We start from the raw sequence: 18744 nt of genomic DNA on the forward strand, positions 1-18744 counted from the left end.
GAAATCTACCCACGAGTAGGTTGACGCGGTTCGAGGCCCTGTTCGGTACAGCGCCCTAAGGTCGAAGAATGACCGATCCCAACATCGACCCGCCGTACGTTGCCGCCGCCGACCGCTACGAGTCCATGCTCTTCCGCCGAGTGGGCTCACGTGGCCCCCGACTTCCGGCGGTGTCGCTAGGACTGTGGCACAACTTCGGTGACGACGTACCGCTGATGAACCAGCGCGCGATCCTGCGTCGCGCATTCGATCTCGGTATCACGCACTTCGATCTGGCCAACAATTACGGCCCGCCGTACGGCAGCGCGGAGAAGAACTTCGGCCGCATCTTCTCCGAGGACTTCGCCGGATATCGCGACGAGCTGATCATTTCCAGCAAAGCCGGCTGGGACATGTGGCCCGGCCCCTACGGCTTCGGTGGCTCTCGCAAATACCTGCTGTCCTCGCTCGAGCAGTCGTTGACGCGGATGCGACTCGAGCACGTCGACATCTTCTACAGCCACCGGCCCGACCACGACACCCCGATCGAAGAGACTGCAGGCGCACTGATCAGCGCTGTCCAGCAGGGCAAAGCGCTGTACGCGGGCATCAGCTCGTACAAGCCCGAGGGCACGCAAAAAATAGCGGACCTCCTCGCCGACGCGGGCGTTCCCCTGCTGATCCATCAGCCGAGCTACTCGATGGTCAATCGGTGGATCGAACCCGAACTGCTCGACACCCTCGATGCCGTCGGCGCAGGCGTCATCGCCTTCTCACCTCTGGCCCAGGGCATGCTCACCGACAAGTACCTCGACGGCGTCCCGTCGAATTCGAGAGCAGCGCAGGGCAAATCGCTGAATCCGGACTGGCTCACCGACGACCACATCGGGCACCTCCGGGCGTTGAACGACATCGCCTCGACTCGCGGCCAGTCCCTCGCACAACTCGCCCTGAGCTGGGCCCTGCGCGACCCGCGCGTGACCTCGGTACTGATCGGCGCATCGAGCGTCGAACAGCTCGAGAACAACGTGGCGGCACTGCAGAACCTGGACTTCAGCGACGCAGAACTCGCCGAGATCGACACGCATGCCGAGGACTTCGGAATCAATCTCTGGGACCTGTAGGTGCCTGCGGCAGTGGTGCGGGCGAGTGCCCTCTGGGGCACCTAACCGCACCACTGCGCCGGAGGCGCACTATGGAGACATGCGTGCCATCACACTCAAAGAATTCGGCGACCCCGACATCATGGAATGGACCGAGGTTCCCGACCCACGTCCGAGCCGCGGGCAGGTGATCGTCGACGTCTCGGCCACCGCCGTCAACCGTGCCGATCTCATGCAGCGTCAAGGCAATTATCCGCCGCCCCCGGGTGCCAGCGACATTCTCGGACTCGAATGCTCGGGCATCATCTCCGAGCTCGGCGAGGGCGTCAGCGATTGGAACGTCGGCGACAGGGTGTGCGCCCTGTTGGCCGGCGGTGGGTACGCCGAGCAGGTCGCCGTACCCGCCACCCAGCTCTTTCCCATCCCGCAGGGCCTCGATCTGCATGTGGCAGCAGCACTTCCGGAAGTCGCATCCACAGTGTGGTCCAACCTGGTGATGGATGCACACATGCGCTCGGGCCAGGTACTGCTCGTCCACGGTGGTGGTAGCGGAATCGGAACGCACGCAATCCAATTGGCCAAGCAGATGGGCGTCACCGTCGCCGTCACCGCCGGCTCGAAGTACAAGCTGGACATGTGTGCTGACCTCGGAGCCGACATCCTGATCGACTACAAGAATCAGGACTTCGTGACCGAGATACGTTCACAGACAAAGGATCACGGTGCCGACCTGATCCTGGACAACATGGGGGCGAAGTACCTCGACCGCAACATCGACGCCTTGGCCATGGACGGCACCGTCGTCACCATCGGCATGCAGGGCGGCGTGAAGGGCGAGCTGAACTTCGGAAAACTCCTCGCTAAGCGTGGCTCGGTGCACGCAGCCGGGTTGCGTGGCCGCCCCGAAACCGGGCCGTCGAGCAAAGCGAACATCGTCGCAGACATGACCGCACACCTGTGGCCGATGATCTCCGAGGGACGCGTCACCGCCGTCGTGCACGCCGAGATCCCGATAACCGAAGCAGCGCAAGGACATCGAATGCTCGACGAGGCCGAGACCATCGGGAAGGTGATCCTGCGCGTGCAGTGATGTGCGCCTCAGGTCGTGCATAGAAGTTCGTAGCCCACTACGAACTTCTATGCACGTGCGGCGGAGCCGCTCCCGCTAGAGCGCGAGAGCGGACAGTGCAGCCTGGAGCTGATCGATCTCGTAGCGGGTGGTGTACGGAGCCAGGCCGATGGTGACGGCACCACCCTCGTCGTTGACGCCCAATGCGTCGAGCAACCGACTGCCACCGTGGACTCCGCTGACACTGCCGATTCTGGCCTGCGCGAGTTGCTCGGACACCTTCACCGCGGGAACACCATCGACGGTGAAGCTCAAGGTAGGAATACGCGTCGGCGCATTGCCGAGCACCATGACGTGGTCCAGGGATTCGAGCGCCTTCATCAGGTAATCGAACAGGCCGTCGTGGTAATGCTGCAGGGATCCGATCGACAGCTCGAGGCGCTCGCGACGCGTCCCGGTCGCTGCGTCGTCGAGATTGGCCAGATAGTCGATGGACGAGACCACACCCGCCAACAACGCGTACTGATGCGCGCTGACCTCGAGCCGCTGAGGCCCCTTCGCCGACGGGTTCAGCGACATCGAAGGCAACTGTTCCAGGAGCGTCGGATCGCGGAAGATCAGCGCACCGACCGACGGCCCGCCCCATGCGGCGGTGTCGATCGCGACGACGTCGGCTCCGAGTTCCTTGATGTCGACGTGGGCGTAGGGGGCCGCTCCGGCCGCGTCGACCACGATCAGCCCGCCGACCTCGTGCACCAGATCCGCTGCGACCCGAACATCGGGGGCGCTGCCGACGATCGGCGACGCCGCAGTGACCGCGACGAGCCGAGTGGTCGAGGTGATGAGGTCATCGAACTGCCACGTGGGCAACTCGCACGTATCGATTTCGACCTCGGCCCATCTCACGTGCGCGCCGGATCTGCTGGCGACCCGCAGCCACGGCGCGACGTTCGCTTCCTCGTCCAGTCGCGAGAGCACCAAGCCGGTTCCGAGCCCCAGCCGCGAGCTCATCGAATCCGCGAGCCAGGACAGCAGCGTCGCGCGGTCGGGACCGATGACCACACCGGACGGATAGGCACCGACGAGATCGGCGATCGCGACGCGAGCGGATTCCAGTAGAGCTGCGCTGCGCTTGGCCGCGGTGTTGCCGGCCGAATGGTTGGAGGCACTGTGCCGGAAAGCGGTGGACACGGCGGTCGACACGCGGTCCGGGATCAGCATGCCCAGCTGAGGGTCGAGATGAATCCACCCGTCACCGAGCGAGGGGATGGACCCTCTCACTCGCGCGACGTCGTAACCCATGCCGGACACTCTAAGCGCCGACCGGTGCAGCATGTGTTCCACGTCCTGTTTCGCCAGGGAACGGTTGCCCACCTCGCACGCTCGATCCTCCCGGCCTCCACTTGTTCCCGACGACCGAACCAGGATAATCGCCCCAGACGATCGCGCAACGGCGAGCGAGGCGTAAAGATGGATATATGACTCAATCCGAGCCGAACAGTGCGCCCGACGACCACGTTGTTGTGATCGGCCCCAACGGAGAACCGCTCGCCCTGAGCCGCGAGGAAGCGACGGCCGCTGCGGCCCGCGCCGCCGGATCCTCCACGAACGATGGATCGGACGATGGATCCGGCCTGTCGGAGATGGTGGAGCAGCCGGCGAAGGTGATGCGTATCGGCACGATGATCAAGCAGCTTCTCGAGGAAGTGCGCGCCGCACCGCTCGACGACGCGAGCCGGACGCGGCTGAAGGAAATCCACAAGTCCTCCATCCACGAACTCGAACAGGGCCTGGCACCGGAGCTCCGCGACGAGCTCGAGCGCCTGGTACTGCCCTTCGGCGACGACGTGGTCCCCACCGACGCGGAACTGCGCATCGCGCAGGCTCAACTCGTCGGCTGGCTCGAAGGCCTGTTCCACGGCATCCAGACGGCCCTGTTCGCTCAGCAGATGGCCGCACGCGCTCAACTCGAGCAGATGCGGCAGGGCGCGTTGCCTCCCGGCGTGATGGGCGCTCCTGGTGGCGCGGGTCACGGTGGTAGTGGCACCGGCCAGTACTTGTAAAGAGTCGACACCTGTGAAGAGGTAGTGTCGACCGTCGTGTCGGCACCAGCGAAGGATCCCGAGAGCGAGGCAGGAGAACAGATGCCTGCTCCGGTTTCGGACTCACAGACTTATCGGCGCGCGTTCGGCGACCTGAGAACCGGTTTCGCTCAGCGCGAGCTGTGGCTGCATCTCGGCTGGCAGGACATCAAGCAGCGGTATCGCCGATCGGTGATCGGTCCGTTCTGGATCACCATCGCCACCGGTGTGCAGGCGATCGCCATGGGTCTGCTGTATTCGGTACTCCTGGACATCGACCTGCGGTCGTTCCTGCCGCACGTCACCGTCGGTCTGATCATCTGGAACCTCATCAGTGCCGCAATTCTCGAAGGCGGAGACGTCTTCGTCGCCAACGAGGGTCTGATCAAACAGCTGCCCAGCGCGCTGAGTGTGCACGTCTATCGCCTGGTGTGGCGTCAGCTGCTGCTGCTCGGCCACAACATGCTGATCTACGTGATCATCATCGCGATCTTCTGGCCCGAGGGCGGGCTGCACTGGACCGTGGTCTTCGCGATCCCGGCGCTGGTGCTGATTCTGCTGAACGCGATATGGGTGTCGATCCTGTTCGGCATCGTCGCCACCCGCTACCGCGACATCGCCCCGATCCTCGGCAGCTTCGTCACGCTGATGTTCTTCATGACACCGATCGTCTGGACCACCTCGGGACTCGAGTCGATGGGCGGTGAGGCCGCGAATCGCGCCAAGCTCGTCGAGATCAACCCGCTATTCCACTACCTCGACATCATCCGGGCCCCCCTGATCGGCGAGGATCAGCAGGCGTACCACTGGTACATCGTGCTCGGCTTCACCGTCGTCGGATGGGCGCTGGCCATCGTCGCACTCAAGAAGTACCGGGCCCGCGTGCCCTACTGGGTTTAGGGGTATTCGAGTTGTCCATCAGCATCAGCACCCATGACGCGTGCGTCGACTTCCCGATCTTCGACGCCAAGACGCGGTCTCTGAAGAAGGCGTTCCTCGGCAAGGCCGGTGGCGCGATCGACCGCAATTCCTCCGACGTCGTCGTCGTGGAAGCACTCAAGAACATCACGATGAACCTGAAGGACGGCGATCGCGTCGGACTGGTCGGTCACAACGGTGCGGGCAAGTCGACGCTGCTGCGTCTGCTCTCGGGCATCTACGAGCCGACGCGGGGCAGCGCCACCATCCGTGGCCGCGTCGCGCCGGTGTTCGATCTGGGCGTCGGTATGGACCCGGAGATCTCCGGCTACGAGAACATCATCATCCGCGGCCTGTTCCTGGGTCAGACCCGCAAGCAGATGCTCGCGAAGATGGACGAGATCGCCGACTTCACCGAACTCGGTGACTATCTCGACATGCCGCTGCGCACGTATTCGACGGGCATGCGCGTGCGCGTCGCGATGGGCGTGGTCACCAGCATCGACCCGGAGATCCTGCTGCTCGACGAGGGCATCGGGGCCGTCGACGCCGAGTTCATGAAGAAGGCGCGTCATCGGCTGCAGGAGTTGGTGAAGCGCTCGGGAATCCTGGTGTTCGCCAGCCACTCCAACGAATTCCTGGCTCAGCTGTGCGACACCGCGATGTGGATCGATCACGGCCAGATTCGCCAACAGGGCGGGATCGAGGACGTGGTGCGGGCGTACGACGGTGATGACGCGGGAGACCACGTCGCCCAGATCTTGAAAGAGATCGAGCGGGAGGACGCAGGAGTGAAGCCTGCGGAACGACCAGAGGATACGGCCGGTGGCTGACAAGATCGTCGGCGTCATCGTCACGCACAAGCGGCGTGAGTTGCTGGCACTGTCGCTGGACGTGATCGGCGCGCAGACGCGTCCGCTCGACCATCTGGTCGTCGTCGACAATGCCGATGAGCCCGCTGTACGCGAACTGGTGGAGTCGATCGACCTGCCGACGACGTATCTCGGCTCGCAGCACAATCTCGGCGGTGCAGGCGGGTTCGCGCTCGGGATTCTGTATGCGCTCTCCCTCGGTGCCGATTGGGTGTTTCTCGCCGACGACGACGGCCGCCCCGAGGGCCCGCAGGTACTCGAGACTCTCTACGACTGCGCTCTGACCCACGGACTCGACGAGGTCTCCCCGGTCGTCTGCGACATCGACGATCCGGACCGATTGGCCTTCCCGTTGCGCCGCGGCGTCGAATGGCGTCGGCTCCGGTCCGAATTGATCGACCCGGCGAACCCGGACGACGATCTTCTCGAAGGCATCGCATCGTTGTTCAACGGCGCTCTGTTCAAGGCGTCGACGATCGATGCGGTGGGCGTGCCGGATCTGCGCCTGTTCGTCCGCGGCGACGAGGTGGAGGTGCACCGGCGACTGCAGCGCTCGGGCCTGAAGTTCGGTACCTGCCTCACCGCCGCCTACGTCCACCCGAACGGGGCCGAGGAGTTCAAACCGATCCTCGGCGGCCGGATGCACACGCAGTACCCGGAGGACGCGACCAAGCGCTACTTCACGTACCGCAACCGCGGCTACCTGATGTCACAGCCAGGTATGCGAAAGCTGCTGCCGCAGGAGTGGATTCGCTTCACCTGGTTCTTCCTGATCACCACCCGCAACCCGAAGGGTCTGGCCGAGTGGTTCCGGCTGCGCGGGCTGGGGCGTCGGGAACACTTTCGTCGACCGTAGAGCCGTCCACCATGGGGTGCGCGCACCCGCGTGATACCGCTACCGTGTGCCCATGACGGAACCTCGGAAGCTCGCTGATCGCATCAAGTCGTCGGCACGGGAGAAGCTTCAACGAGCGATCGGCGAGGTTCTGGCTCAGCAGACCGCCCAGCTGGCCGAGCAGACCAGCGATCAGCAGGCGAAACTGCTCGACGTCCTCGAACGCCAACGACGCGAGATCGACGATCTGCACGCGTTCATCCGCGGTCTCGAGATGCGGATGCGTCGGGACATCCCGTACGCCTCCGACGTCGAAGCCGCCGCCCAGAGCGCAGAATTCGCCGAAGAGATGATGCCGCAGGCCCCGACGTTCCTGCGGCCGCACGCGACGCTGCGCTTCGCCCTCGGCGAGGTCTCCATTCGCGGTATGGCACTCGAGTTCGGCGTCGCCAGCGGGACGACGCTCGAGATCATCGCCGAGGAATTGAGCTCGCGGAAGGACATCACCGTCGTCGCCGGATTCGATGTCTTCTCCGGCCTACCCGAGACGTGGCGCACGGGCTTTCCGAAGGGCCTGTTCGAGCAGGACACCATCCCCGAAGTGCCGGGCGCACAGATCGTCCCCGGCCTGTTCGAGGACTCGCTGCCGGGCTTTCTGAAGGGTCACCACGAGAAGTTGGCGTTCCTGCACCTCGACGCGGACCTGTACTCGTCGACGGTCACCGTGCTGGATCTGGTGGCCGATCGACTGGCCGTCGGCACCGTCATCGTGTTCGACGAGTACTTCAACTTCCCCGGCTGGCGCAACCACGAATACCGGGCGTGGACGGAATTCGTCGCACGCACCGGCACCGAGTTCGACTACCTGGGCTACACCGCCGACAACGAACAGGTCGTCGTCCGTATCCGCACGGCCCCGAAGGTCCGCGCGAATTAGCTACTGCCCGTACAGGCGAGCCCAGTTCTCTCGACTCGTGAGCTGCGGGACGGCGGCGCGGTAGGACGCGGCGACCGTCGGCGTCTCGGTGCGCAGACGCTTGAGTGCGGTGACGCCGCGCTTGAGCAGTTCGGTCGCATGCGCCTTGTTGCGCTTGCGAACTCGGACGCCCTCCTGTGAGCGATCGGTGACGATGGCGTGGGAGAACAGCGACACGTGCCACCAGTGGGCATCGTCGGCCGAGATGGCGACCGGGCCCGGATTGACGGTGCCACGCCACTGATTGAGCACGCGCTTGGCCAGGACCGCGAACTCCATGCTCTTCTTCGGATGCGGACCGGCGGGAGTGATGAACATGTCCGCCGGACGAACCCCGGGAACGTCGTTGGCGTTGTGCCGCTTGGTTTCTCCGTAGGCAGCCCGCTCGCGCCGGATGGAACCGGCGGCGTCCATTCCGCCGTCGAGCAGATAATCCGGACCGGCCAGGAAGTCCTCGACGGCCTTGATCAGCGTGTACGCCATGCCGTACTGCATCGACACCAGGTAACGCAGCAGATCGGTGAACAGCTGCTTGGCGAGCGCCTTACCGTCGAGTTCGATGTGCAGGGCGGCGGTGATCATGCCGTTGCGCAGGTTGAAGTAGCGGTGCCACTCGTCCCAGTCCTTCCACGCGAAGTCGGCATGCCAGACCGCTGCGCCCGGGAGCGTCACGGTGGCGAATCCGTTTGCACGCGAGCGGTATCCGTACTCGATGTCGTCCCACTGGAAGAACAGCGGCAGCGGGTAACCGACCTGCCCGACGATCTCGGACGGGATGAGGCACGACCACCAACCGTTGTAGCCGGCGTCGACTCGGACATCCTGCTGCCGCTTGCGCTTGAACGCACTCTTGTCCGAGATCGCGTTCTTGACGTGCACTCCGGCTTCGAGCTTCTGCAGGTTCGCCACCTCGGCACCGACGTGCACGCGATCGGGGTGCAACAGGTACAGCATCTGGGCACCGATGATCGCCGGCTCGACGGTCATGTTGGCGAACGAGTTCATGCGCACGATTGCCTCGGGCTCACACAGCACGTCGTCGTCCATGAAGATCACATTGGCCGGGTCGCCGCCCTTACCCTGCACCTCGTAGAGCCCGCGGGTGAATCCGCCTGCGCCGCCGAGGTTGGGCTGAGTGATGTAGACGAGCTTGCTGCCGAGCTCGGCCGCGACGCGCTGGAACTTCTCGCGCGTCTGCACCTGATCGGTGCCCTGATCGACGACGTAGACGTTGTCGACCCCGAGCAGGGCGATGGGATCGTCGGCCATGGCAGCGACGGTGTTGGCGCAGTCGTCGGCGCGGTTGAACGTGCAGATCACCACCGAGGTGGGACGCAGCTTCTCCGGCGCGGCGACGGTCCATTCCGCGTCCTGCACCGACAACTCACTCGACGTGGTGGTGAAGCGGACGTACAGCGCACCGCCGTCGAGGAACTGCGTCGTGGCGACGGGGACGGCCACCTGAGTCGACGCGTTCGCGGAATCGACCGTTGTACTGGCCATCGTGCGCTCGTGGCCCTTGTAATCGGTGGCCACCAGATCGATCCGACCGGCACCGGCGACGCTCGCTCGGAACACCACCTCGGTGACGGTGGTCCACCGCTGCCAGTAGCTGGCCGGGAACCGTCCGAAGTAGCTGTTGGTGTGCACCACGCTGCGCTTGGCGATCCGAACGCCCGTACGGGTGCGCTCGGCGTTGCCCTTGCCGACCGAGCTGTACATATCGGCACTGACCAGGGGCGACGGACCGTCGAACAGCAGTCTCTGGACTGTCAGTTCGGGCTCACCGTCACCGCCGGCAACAGCCGACGAATTCGACGCGGAGCCGAGACGATCGAGAGCAGTGCCGTCCATACCGAGAAGTACCCCATCCAGTTCGAGTAGTGGCTCTGTGCGGCCGTGGAGAGAAGAAGACCACTGACCATGGTTGCACAGCCCCCGACCGATCCGTCCGACGCTCGCCGTCTACTCCGCTTCCCGCACCCTCGCCATCAGCACGCGAGCGGCATCGACCGGGTGCGTGTACGGCCACCAGTGGCCCGCATCGACCTGGTCGACGCGCAGGTCGGGGATCCATCGATCCAGACCGTCGGTGAGATTGGGCGAGAGCATGCGGTCGTCAGTCGGGACGACCACGGTGGTCGGGACGGCGCAGCGCGGGACGGGTCCGCCGAGCAGACGCCTGAGCACGTTGGCGCGGTACAGGGCGATACCGCGCTGCTGGTCGGCCGCCGTCGGGGTCGGCTCACCATGGGCGTTCAGGCGCGCCAGCAATCCCGGAACCCGCCTGCCCAGCACGGGCACGTGGAACCCGAAGACGTACCAGGACCGCGCCAACTGCTCGACCAGTGACGGCCAGCGACGCGGTCGCACCAGCCGCGCCCGCGCCACCTGCCGCAGGTGATCCAGGCTCGGGCCCGATACCGACGTGTACGACGCGAAAGCGGTGGATGCGCGAGGCGAGGCCATCGCCTCCCACATCTGGACCGACCCCCAGTCGTGGGCGAAGACGTGGACCTTCCCGGTGAGCCCCGGTATCGACTCGACCACCGCGAAGGCGTCGCGCGCCAGTTGCTCGATGGACACGTCCGCTGCGGGCTCGAGCGCGGACGCTCCGCTGCCTCGCGTGTCGTAGGCGATCACCCGGACCCGATCGCCGAGCTCGGCGATCAACGGATCGAACACATGGCGGTTGTCGGGATAGCCGTGCACCAGCAGTACCGTCGAGCGCGCCTCCGGGTTCCCGTGCTCGACGACGGGAAGTTCTGCGCCGGGCGTGCGCACCGTCCAGCGGGTCATCCCGCGTCGCTCAGGGCATGCAGAGTGCCACCGCGCAACAGGTGCGCAACCATCCTCAGCCGCATGGCCTCCTGTTCGGGCTGCGGGTGCACCACGGCGGCCAACGCCTCGCCGTCGAGCAGATGCACCACGCTGAAGATCACCGTCTCGAGATGCCGTGGGTCGAGCACGCCTGCGACCGGTAGTGTGCGAGCGAGTTCAGCGATCTGCTCGTGATAGCGAACGGTGAAGGGCTGCAGCCTCTCTCGCAGCTCTTCGTCACTGCGGGCTGCGGTCAGGAGCTCGTACCAGGCACCGTTGATCGGGGCTCGGCACGCAGCCCTGAGCAGTTCGAGGCAGTGTTCGATCGACGCGCTACCGAAACCGGACAGGCCATGACGGAACTCGACGAACTGGCGTCGACGAACCTCGTCGGCCGCAGCGACGATCAGGTCGAGCCTGGTGTCGAAATGTCGGAACATGGCACCGGAGGACACCCCGGCGCGGCCGACGATCTCACTGACACTGGTTGCGGCATAGCCCTTCTCGCACAACGACGCGATCGTCGCGTCGAGCAACTTTCCGATCGTCTCGGTCCGGCGCTGCTGTTGACTCGGGCTCACACACGCTCCCGGCGACGGGGAGCCGTCGGGGTACCCGCCCGCAGGAAACTGCCGGCCCGCTCCGACACACCGAACCACGGAGCGAAGGTGCCGCCGGAGAACACCACTCGGCCCGCGACCAGAGTGGCGGCGACAGCGCGGTCGTTACGGTTGACCATGCGGCTCAGGCCCCCGAACTCCGGCATGGTCTCCTCCCGATAGGCCAGGACCTCCTCGTCCAGCCCATTCGGATCGATCACCACGATGTCGGCTCGATCACCCACCCGCACGTGTCCGGCGTCGACACCGTAGAAATCGGCCAATTCGCCGCTGAGCTTGTGCACGGCCTTCTCCACGGTCATGAACGGCCTGCGATCGCTCTGCGCATCGTGCACGCGGTGCAGCAATCGGATACCGAAGTTGTAGAACGCCATGTTGCGCAGATGAGCGCCTGCGTCGGAGAACCCCACTGTCACCCCGGGCTGGTTGATCAGCTTGTCCATCTGACGCTTGCGATGATTCGCCACCGTGGTGTGCCAGCGCAGTTTTCGTCCGTGTTCGACCACCAGATCGAGGAACGCGTCCACCACGTGCACACCGCGCTCGGCCGCGACCTCGGCGACGTTCTTGCCGACGACCGACGCGTCGGGACACTCGGTGATCTCGGCGTCGGCGAAGTCTCGATGCCAGACGCGTGAGCTGAACTTCTTCTCGAAGTCGGCGCGGAACCAGCGGCGGTACGCCTCGTCCGAGAGCAACTCGTTGCGTCCCAACTCTTCTCGTAGATGCAGAGCTGCTCGGCCCGATCCGAACTCCTCGAACACCACCAGGTCGATGCCGTCGGAGTACACGTCGAACGTGGTGGGCAGATGCTGCCAGCGGAACTGGCCCTTGCCCGGTCCGTTGACCATGCGCGCGAGCGGGCCGAAGACGCGATGAATCCACGGCGACGCCTTGGCATCGGCCGCCGCCAGCAGCGAGATCTTGAGCGGAGTGCGGCCGATCCCGGTGGCCGAGGCGAGGAAGAACAGCATGTCGTACTTGGTGTTCAGGTTCGGAATGCTCTGCAACAACCGACCGCGTCGACGCAGGATCTTGTGCAGCGCACGGAACTCGCTCCACCGCGCGTACGAGGACGGCAACGACCGAGACCGGTACCGATCGCCGTCCAACTTGTCCCACGGGTTCGTCATCGTCGACATCCCGAGCAGTCCGGCATCGAGTGCCTGCTCGAGCGCGTCCGACATGGCGCGCCACTCCTCGCGGGTGGGCCGCTGACTGCGATCGGTCGAGCGATCCAAGCCCATCACGTGCGCCCGCAGATCCGAATGTCCCACCAGAGCAGCGATATTGGGACCGAGAGGCAGTCGTTCGAGCGCAGCGATGTACTCGTCGGGGCTGGTCCACGTCTTGTGCGTATCGACGGCTTTGAGCACATGATCTCGCGGCAGCGCCTCGACCCGACTGAACAGATCCGCGATGTCGACCGGAGTGGAATAGAGCGTCGACAACGAACAGTTCCCCAGCAGAACCGTCGTGACCCCGTGTCGGACGGACTCTTCGAGACCCGGGCCGACGAGCACCTCCGCGTCGTAGTGGGTGTGCACGTCCACGAAGCCCGGGGTGACCCACTTGCCGGTGGCGTCGACCACCTCGGTCGCCGGACCCACCTCGAGCGGCGTGGCCGACACGGCCCGCACGACACCGTCGACGATGCCCACCTCGGCTCGCACTCCGGGACCGCCGGACCCGTCGTAGACGGTGCCGCCGGTGATGACGACGTCGAAATCAGTGTTCGAGTTCAATGTGACCTCCGTCATAGTGTCACCTCAATCTAACTTAGAGAGTGATCGCTCGCAATAGTCGGTTTTCCGCCAACACCTGCGGGTCACACGCGTCGACGTTTCGGTTCCCGGACACCTCGGGAGCTACAGTCGGGTGTCTTTGCCCGCACTCACGGAGTTGACCCTTGACCCCCACGGATACCCAGATCGCGCGCGCCGCCCTGCCCGACAGCAGGAGAGAGCGCCTCGCGTGGGGAGCAGCGGTCGCTGCAGTCGTCGTTCTCGGCTACCTCCTTGTGCTCAGCGTCGATCCCCGCTTCTTCTACATCGACGACACCGAATCGGGTGCCGTACCCAACTGGCTCCAGCTCGGACGCATCATGCGCGACGGGCACTTCCCCTCGCTGGTGCTCGATCAGTGGATGGCAGGCAACTACCCGGTCGAGGGCCAGGGCGGCCTGTGGAATCCCGTGCAGATGGCGATCAACTACATCTCGCCGTCGATCGACAACTTGGTGCTGCTGGCCACGGTCGTCAAACTCGGCTTCTCGATTCTGTTGGCCTGGGGCGTTTTTCGCGTCGCTCTGGCCTACGGAGCGCGGGCGAACTGGGCCGCGGTAGCGGGCGCGAGCGCACCGTTCGTCGGCTTCACGCTGTTCTTCGAGAACACCTCGTGGGTGACCGCACTGATGGGTACCGCGTGGATCATGAACGCGTGGGCGAGCTCGGTGTCCTACGCCCGCGGTCGCAGCGGCCCCATCGTGCCGTTCGTCTTCCTCTACCTCGCCATCAGCGTGGGATACGTCCACGCCGCGGTGATGGCCGGAGTGATGATCGGATCCGTCGCGATCGGCGAACACCTGTTCCAGCGGCTGTGGCGTCCGGCAGTGAAGGTGTGCGCCGTAGGCATCGCCGCCGCGGCCTGCGGGGCCGTCACGTTCCTGCCCGGCGTGCTCACCTCGGCGGTCACCTGGCGTAGCGGCGACGAAGGCACGTTCAACGACAACTTCTTGACGGCACCGTGGTCGGAATCGCTGACCGCGAGCATCCCGACCGCTGTGACCAGCATCGAATCCTGGGCGGGCGAGACCACCGAATCGCCGGTCACCTACATCGCCTGGTTCGTGGTGCCCGCGCTGGCGTTCATCGCATGGCGTCGAGTACCCGCCGCTCTGCGCGAGCTGGCAGCCCCGCTGATCATGCTGGCGTTCGCCCTGATCTTCACCGCGGGCCCCAGCGACATCGGGCCGATCCGCTGGCCCGCCCGCATCCTGCCGTTCGTCGCCCTCGTCGCGCTGATTCTCGTGGTCACCCTGATCAGCCGGTACGGCACTCTCGACAAGCTACGGCCCCGGCTGCTCGCGGCCGGCCTGTTGACGCTGGTGCTGCTGCTGCGGGCCGGTTCTTCGGGCCCGGAGTTCTTCGGCCGCCATGTCCTCGCTGCGCTGGTGATCCTGCTCGTCGGAGCACTCGCCCTGCTGTTGGCCCACCGGTTCTCCACGCGCGCGACCGCGGCACTGCTGCTGGTGACCATCGCGCCGGTCGCGATGTACCAGGTGGCCACCTACGAACCACCCTTCGACAAGTGGTGGCTGCCCGCGTCCCAATCCGAGGCCAAGGCCGCGTTCCCGCAGTGGCAGGGCGCGACTCTGCAACTCGGCAGCCGTGCGCTCACCGAGACCGAGGCCGACGGACCCGACGACCCCAAGCTGCCCTGGCACTCCCAGGTGTACGGCAACTCCGCCAAGATCATGGGCCTGGACTACGTCAACGCGTACACCCCCGTCGGATATCTCGACTTCGCCAACCTGCTGTGCTTCGAGCACGAGGGATCGACCTGCGAGGACGGCTTCCGGCGCGTGTTCGAGATCGAGCCGTACACCGGCAAGACCTACGCCGATCTGATGCAACTCGATCGAATCGTGCTGCAGAAGAACCAGTATCCGCTCGCGAATGCACGGCCCGCACCCGCAGGCTGGGAGTGGGTGACCGCTCCCACGCCCGAGTCCGCCCGCCAGATCTACGTTCTCGAACGCGTCGACGGACTGATTCCCGCCACGTTGGGACGCGTCGTCGCGACCGTGAACGCCACGGCCGAACCTCGATCGTCCGACGCCGACTCCGAGCACGTCGACGTCAGCGCTCCGAACGGCGGCAGCGTCGTGTTCTCCCGTCTGGCCTGGCCCGGCTACACCGCGACCCTGAACGGTGAAGAGCTGCAGACCAAGGGCTTGGCCGACATCTTCCTCTACGTCGACCTGCCGCCCGGTACCGAGAACGCAGATCTGCACATCACCTTCCGGCCGCCCGGCGAACGTCTCGGACTCGCCGCGATGGCGGGCGGGGTGCTGCTGCTGGTCGGTCTGGTGGTACTCGATGTGCGACGACGCAGAAGCCCTGCCGCGCCGGAGTTCGATGGCGACAGCGGGAACGGATAGGGTAGGCCCTCGTGATGTCCGACGATTCTGTTGCTGATCCGCACCGCATTTCCATCGTGGTGCCGGTCTACCAGGGTGAACGGACTCTCAGTGCGTTGATGGACGAGATCCTTCCGTTGACGCAGGTGACTCACACCCCCGTCGGGCGGCCGATGATCGTCGAGGAAGTTCTGCTCGTCTTCGATCACGGACCCGACGATTCCGCTGCGGTGATCAGGCGGCTGACCGCTGCGCACCCGTTCGTTCGTGGAGTGTGGCTGAGTCGCAATTTCGGTCAGCACCCCGCCACCCTCGCCGGCATGGCGTCCAGCGGCGGCGAATGGATCGTCACGATGGACGAGGACGGGCAGCACGACCCGGCAGCCATCGGCGGCATGCTCGACACCGCCCTCGACCGGCAGTCCACCGTCGTCTATGCCAAGCCCACCAACGTCGCACCGCACGGACTGTGGCGCAACACCGCCTCCCGCGGCGCGAAATGGCTGATCGCCAAGGCCCTGGCCGGGGACAACACCGTCGACTATCAGAGCTATCGCCTGGTGCTCGGTGAGGTCGGCCGCTCCGTCGCCGCCTACGCAGGTTCGGAGGCGTACCTGGACATCGCACTCGGGTGGATCGCGGGCGACGTCACGACCAGCCCGGTGGCGCTGCGCGAAGAGGTGGACCGTCGATCGGGCTACCGCCTGCGCACCTTGCTCTCGCATTTCTGGCGGATGGTGCTCTCGAGCGGCACCAAGGGCCTGCGGCTGGTCAGCTTCATCGGCATCGCCTTCGCGGTACTCGGCCTGATTCTGGTGGCCTACGTACTGGTGTCGTACTTCGTCTTCGACTCCGGTGCCGAGGTGCGAGGCTGGGCATCGACGATGGTGATTCTGCTGTTCGGGTTCGGGGCGACTCTGTTCTCCCTCGGTGTGGTGGCCGAGTACGTGGGCGTCAACGTCAAGACGGCCATGGGCAAGCCGCCGTACCTGATCGTCACCGATCCGGGAAACGGCCCACTCGGACGCACCGCGCCTGCAGGATCAGTCGAAACTCCACAGTCGACCGACAACACACCGTCGGCGTGACCGCAACGCACACGTGGATCGTCGGCAGCGGCGGACTCCTGGGCGCTGCGGTGACCCGCGAGGCCGGTCGTCGCGGGCACCGAGTGCACACCAGCACCATCCCGTGGTCGGACAGGGAATCTGCCGAACAAGCTCTGCTGCAGCGCTGTTCGGAGTTCTTCGACTCTTTCTCCGACGGTACGTGGAACGTGATCTGGGCCGCCGGTGCGGGTGTGAACGGAACCAGCGCAGCGCAATTCGCCGAAGAGAACGGTCTGATCAGAGCCGTGTTGGCGCGCATCGAAAGTGCCGCCGGCGACCGCGCGGGCACCGGAACCGTGTTCCTCGCTTCGTCCGCCGGAGGCGTCTACGCCGGCGCGACCGGAGCCCCGCATCACGAAGGAACACTGCCGGTTCCGTTGGGCGACTACGGCTTCGCGAAACTGCAATCCGAGGCCATCGCAACCGAGTTCGGTGAACGCACCGGGATCAACGTGGCCATCGGGCGGTTCGCGAACCTCTACGGGCCCGGCCAGAACCTCGCGAAACCGCAGGGCCTGATCTCACACCTGTGCCGGGGCTACCTCATGGCTTCACCCGTCTCCATCTACGTACCGATGGACACGTTGCGTGACTATCTCTACGTGTCCGACGCGGCAGAGATGGTCGCCGACACCCTCGGTATGTCTGCCACGCAACGACACTCGCCGACGATCAAGATCTTCGCCTCCGGTGAGGCCGTCACCATCGGCTCGATCCTCGGAGCCTGCCGGACGGTGTTCCGCCGTCGACCGAACGTGGTGCTGGCGGCGTCGCCGCTCGCGGTGTTCCAAGGTCGCGATCTGCGACTGCGCTCGACGGTCTGGCCGCAGATCGATCGTCGAACGCACCGAACGTTGCCCGCAGGAATCGCCTCCACACTGTTCGCGACCCGTGAGGCATTGGGGGTCGGTCGATGACCGAACCACAGACCCCCGCTCCCCCGGCCGGGATGAACGGCGCACCGGGGCCGCTGATGCGCATCGTCAAGAATCAGAAGATCGCGTTCCTGCTCGTCGGCGGCGTCAACACTGCACTGGGTACCGCGTGGTTCATCTTGTGGCAGTTGCTGATCGGTGAGCGATACGGATATCACGCCGCGATCGTGCTCGGCTACCTCTGCAACGTGCTGTGCGCGTTCGCGATGTACCGATACCTGGTGTTCCGCGTGCGTGGGCACTTCTTACGCGATCTGCTGCGGTTCTTCGTCGTGAACTTCGGCGCGTTCGTCGCCAACATCTCTCTGATGACGATCGCCGTATCCGTCTTCCACTTCCCGCCCATCCCTTCACAATTGGTCGTCACAGCAGTGATGGCAGTCGTCAGCTTCTTCGGCTATCGCGACTTCTCGTTCCGCAGAAAGAGCCAGGCCCCCACACCATGACACCCCGTGTATCCGTCGTCGTCCCGGCGTACAACAACGCCGAGTACCTGGCCGAGACCATCGATTCGATTCTTGCCCAGACTTTCACGGACTTCGAGCTGGTCATCGCCGATCATTCGTCGACCGATGGCACCCTCGCCGTCGCGCAGAAATTCGACGACCCGCGCATTCGTGTGCTGACGACCCCGGCCGGTGGCGGCGCGCAGGCCAACTGGAATCGGGTCACCGAAGAGGCCACTGGCGAATTGATCAAACTCGTCTGCGGCGACGACACCATCGCGCCCACCGCGTTGGCGACTCAGGTCCAAGCATTCGACGACAACCCGACCGCCGTTCTGGTCGCCTCTCAGCGGACGTTGATCGACGCCTACGGCAAGACGGTGATCGCCGCCCGCGGGCTCGGCGGCCTGCACGGAACGGTCTCGGGTCGAGTTGCCGCGCGAACCGCAGTCCGAGCCGGTGCCAACATCTTCGGCGAACCCGGCGGCGTCATGATGAAGCTCGCGGAGCTCCGCGAAATCGGGCTGTGGGACAACAGTCATCCCTACCTGATCGATCAGGCCACGTTCATCGCTGTCGCGCTCCGCGGCGACATCGTGGCAATTCCCCGACCACTGGCATCGTTCCGCATCAACTCGGGGCAGTGGAGTGTGGAGCTTGCGACGCAGCAGGCACGTCAGGCCGCCGACTTCCACCGCTCACTGCAGGCCAGCGACCCGAGCCTGTTGTCCGACAACGACGTTCGCATCGGAAACGCCAAGGCACTGATGACGTCGTTCATGCGTCGCGCGGTGTACCTGCTGCTGCGCCACCGGATGTCGCGCAGCAGCTAGGCCCTGC

17 protein-coding genes are annotated in these 18744 nt (G+C 65.2%); 12 read left to right on the top strand and 5 right to left on the bottom strand.

Features of this window, described 5'->3' with window-relative positions; all coding sequences use genetic code 11:
• Positions 1–68: 68 nt before the first annotated feature.
• Together mgrA and CH273_RS14670 are read left to right on the top strand one after the other, a co-directional pair.
• Positions 69–1103 (top strand): L-glyceraldehyde 3-phosphate reductase, encoded by a 1035-nt coding sequence (mgrA, locus tag CH273_RS14665; RefSeq protein WP_032395516.1) that lies wholly within the window; start codon positions 69–71, stop codon positions 1101–1103.
• A 79-nt stretch (positions 1104–1182) separates the two neighbouring features.
• Positions 1183–2172: an NAD(P)H-quinone oxidoreductase gene (locus CH273_RS14670; RefSeq protein ID WP_032395517.1), complete on the top strand. Its 990-nt coding sequence runs from the start codon at positions 1183–1185 to the stop codon at positions 2170–2172.
• Between the two features lie 75 nt (positions 2173–2247).
• Here CH273_RS14670 and CH273_RS14675 read toward each other — a convergent pair whose 3' ends face one another.
• On the bottom strand, positions 2248–3453 hold the full coding sequence (locus CH273_RS14675) for a cysteine desulfurase-like protein (RefSeq protein WP_032395644.1): 1206 nt from the start codon (positions 3451–3453) through the stop codon (positions 2248–2250).
• A gap of 176 nt (positions 3454–3629) precedes the next feature.
• Here CH273_RS14675 and CH273_RS14680 point away from each other — a divergent pair, with 176 nt between their 5' ends.
• The 5 genes from CH273_RS14680 to CH273_RS14700 are packed head-to-tail and all read left to right on the top strand — an operon-like array spanning position 3630 to position 7794.
• The gene (locus tag CH273_RS14680) at positions 3630–4214 is read left to right on the top strand and encodes a bacterial proteasome activator family protein (protein WP_032395518.1); all 585 of its coding nucleotides are present in this window, start codon (positions 3630–3632) and stop codon (positions 4212–4214) included.
• A 36-nt stretch (positions 4215–4250) separates the two neighbouring features.
• Positions 4251–5132, top strand: coding sequence for a galactan export ABC transporter permease subunit Wzm/RfbD (gene wzm / locus CH273_RS14685; RefSeq protein ID WP_032395645.1), 882 nt, complete (start codon positions 4251–4253; stop codon positions 5130–5132).
• A gap of 11 nt (positions 5133–5143) precedes the next feature.
• Complete coding sequence (wzt, locus tag CH273_RS14690; protein WP_045198036.1) at positions 5144–5983, top strand: galactan export ABC transporter ATP-binding subunit Wzt/RfbE; 840 nt, start codon at positions 5144–5146, stop codon at positions 5981–5983.
• On the top strand, positions 5976–6878 hold the full coding sequence (gene glfT1 / locus CH273_RS14695; protein ID WP_032395519.1) for a galactofuranosyltransferase GlfT1: 903 nt from the start codon (positions 5976–5978) through the stop codon (positions 6876–6878). The genes wzt and glfT1 overlap by 8 nt, the downstream gene beginning before the upstream one ends.
• A gap of 52 nt (positions 6879–6930) precedes the next feature.
• A complete protein-coding gene (locus CH273_RS14700) occupies positions 6931–7794 on the top strand; it encodes a TylF/MycF/NovP-related O-methyltransferase (protein ID WP_032395520.1) in 864 nt (287 codons plus the stop codon).
• Here the strand turns inward: CH273_RS14700 and CH273_RS14705 are convergent, their stop codons facing one another.
• The 4 genes from CH273_RS14705 to CH273_RS14720 all read right to left on the bottom strand — a co-directional run bounded on the left by CH273_RS14705 (position 7795) and on the right by CH273_RS14720 (position 13033).
• Positions 7795–9687: a glycosyltransferase gene (locus CH273_RS14705; RefSeq protein WP_032395521.1), complete on the bottom strand. Its 1893-nt coding sequence runs from the start codon at positions 9685–9687 to the stop codon at positions 7795–7797.
• A 111-nt stretch (positions 9688–9798) separates the two neighbouring features.
• Complete coding sequence (locus CH273_RS14710) at positions 9799–10632, bottom strand: alpha/beta fold hydrolase (RefSeq protein WP_032395522.1); 834 nt, start codon at positions 10630–10632, stop codon at positions 9799–9801.
• Positions 10629–11234 (bottom strand): TetR/AcrR family transcriptional regulator, encoded by a 606-nt coding sequence (locus CH273_RS14715; RefSeq protein ID WP_032395523.1) that lies wholly within the window; start codon positions 11232–11234, stop codon positions 10629–10631. Before CH273_RS14715 ends, CH273_RS14710 begins: the two co-directional genes overlap by 4 nt.
• A complete protein-coding gene (locus CH273_RS14720) occupies positions 11231–13033 on the bottom strand; it encodes an N-acyl-D-amino-acid deacylase family protein (protein WP_032395524.1) in 1803 nt (600 codons plus the stop codon). The genes CH273_RS14715 and CH273_RS14720 overlap by 4 nt, the downstream gene beginning before the upstream one ends.
• Before the next feature lie 149 nt (positions 13034–13182).
• Here CH273_RS14720 and CH273_RS14725 point away from each other — a divergent pair, with 149 nt between their 5' ends.
• From CH273_RS14725 to CH273_RS14745, 5 genes are read left to right on the top strand one after another with little or no spacing between them, the layout of a single operon-like run.
• Entirely contained in the window at positions 13183–15435 is a 2253-nt protein-coding gene (locus CH273_RS14725; protein ID WP_094638018.1) for a hypothetical protein, read from the top strand.
• Positions 15436–15449: 14 nt separating this feature from the next.
• Complete coding sequence (locus CH273_RS14730; RefSeq protein ID WP_176459412.1) at positions 15450–16502, top strand: glycosyltransferase; 1053 nt, start codon at positions 15450–15452, stop codon at positions 16500–16502.
• Positions 16499–17440, top strand: coding sequence for an NAD-dependent epimerase/dehydratase family protein (locus CH273_RS14735; protein ID WP_032395525.1), 942 nt, complete (start codon positions 16499–16501; stop codon positions 17438–17440). Before CH273_RS14730 ends, CH273_RS14735 begins: the two co-directional genes overlap by 4 nt.
• Positions 17437–17904 carry a GtrA family protein gene (locus CH273_RS14740; RefSeq protein WP_032395526.1) on the top strand — a complete coding sequence of 156 codons (468 nt, stop codon included), beginning with the start codon at positions 17437–17439 and terminating at the stop codon, positions 17902–17904. Before CH273_RS14735 ends, CH273_RS14740 begins: the two co-directional genes overlap by 4 nt.
• A complete protein-coding gene (locus tag CH273_RS14745; RefSeq protein WP_032395527.1) occupies positions 17901–18737 on the top strand; it encodes a glycosyltransferase family 2 protein in 837 nt (278 codons plus the stop codon). Before CH273_RS14740 ends, CH273_RS14745 begins: the two co-directional genes overlap by 4 nt.
• The last annotated feature ends 7 nt before the right edge of the window (positions 18738–18744 follow it).

Origin of the sequence: Rhodococcus sp. 05-339-2 (assembly GCF_002258965.1) — a bacterium.
Taxonomy (GTDB): domain Bacteria; phylum Actinomycetota; class Actinomycetes; order Mycobacteriales; family Mycobacteriaceae; genus Rhodococcoides.

Bases quoted from the DNA above. Each gene is read 5' to 3' on its own strand.
- mgrA (WP_032395516.1), top strand. From the start codon at position 69: ATGACCGATCCCAACATCGACCCGCCGTACGTTGCCGCCGCCGACCGC.
- CH273_RS14670 (WP_032395517.1), top strand. From the start codon at position 1,183: ATGCGTGCCATCACACTCAAAGAATTCGGCGACCCCGACATCATGGAA.
- CH273_RS14675 (WP_032395644.1), bottom strand. From the start codon at position 3,453: ATGGGTTACGACGTCGCGCGAGTGAGAGGGTCCATCCCCTCGCTCGGT.
- CH273_RS14680 (WP_032395518.1), top strand. From the start codon at position 3,630: ATGACTCAATCCGAGCCGAACAGTGCGCCCGACGACCACGTTGTTGTG.
- CH273_RS14700 (WP_032395520.1), top strand. From the start codon at position 6,931: ATGACGGAACCTCGGAAGCTCGCTGATCGCATCAAGTCGTCGGCACGG.
- CH273_RS14705 (WP_032395521.1), bottom strand. From the start codon at position 9,687: ATGGACGGCACTGCTCTCGATCGTCTCGGCTCCGCGTCGAATTCGTCG.
- CH273_RS14710 (WP_032395522.1), bottom strand. From the start codon at position 10,632: ATGACCCGCTGGACGGTGCGCACGCCCGGCGCAGAACTTCCCGTCGTC.
- CH273_RS14720 (WP_032395524.1), bottom strand. From the start codon at position 13,033: ATGACGGAGGTCACATTGAACTCGAACACTGATTTCGACGTCGTCATC.
- CH273_RS14730 (WP_176459412.1), top strand. From the start codon at position 15,450: ATGTCCGACGATTCTGTTGCTGATCCGCACCGCATTTCCATCGTGGTG.
- CH273_RS14740 (WP_032395526.1), top strand. From the start codon at position 17,437: ATGACCGAACCACAGACCCCCGCTCCCCCGGCCGGGATGAACGGCGCA.
- CH273_RS14745 (WP_032395527.1), top strand. From the start codon at position 17,901: ATGACACCCCGTGTATCCGTCGTCGTCCCGGCGTACAACAACGCCGAG.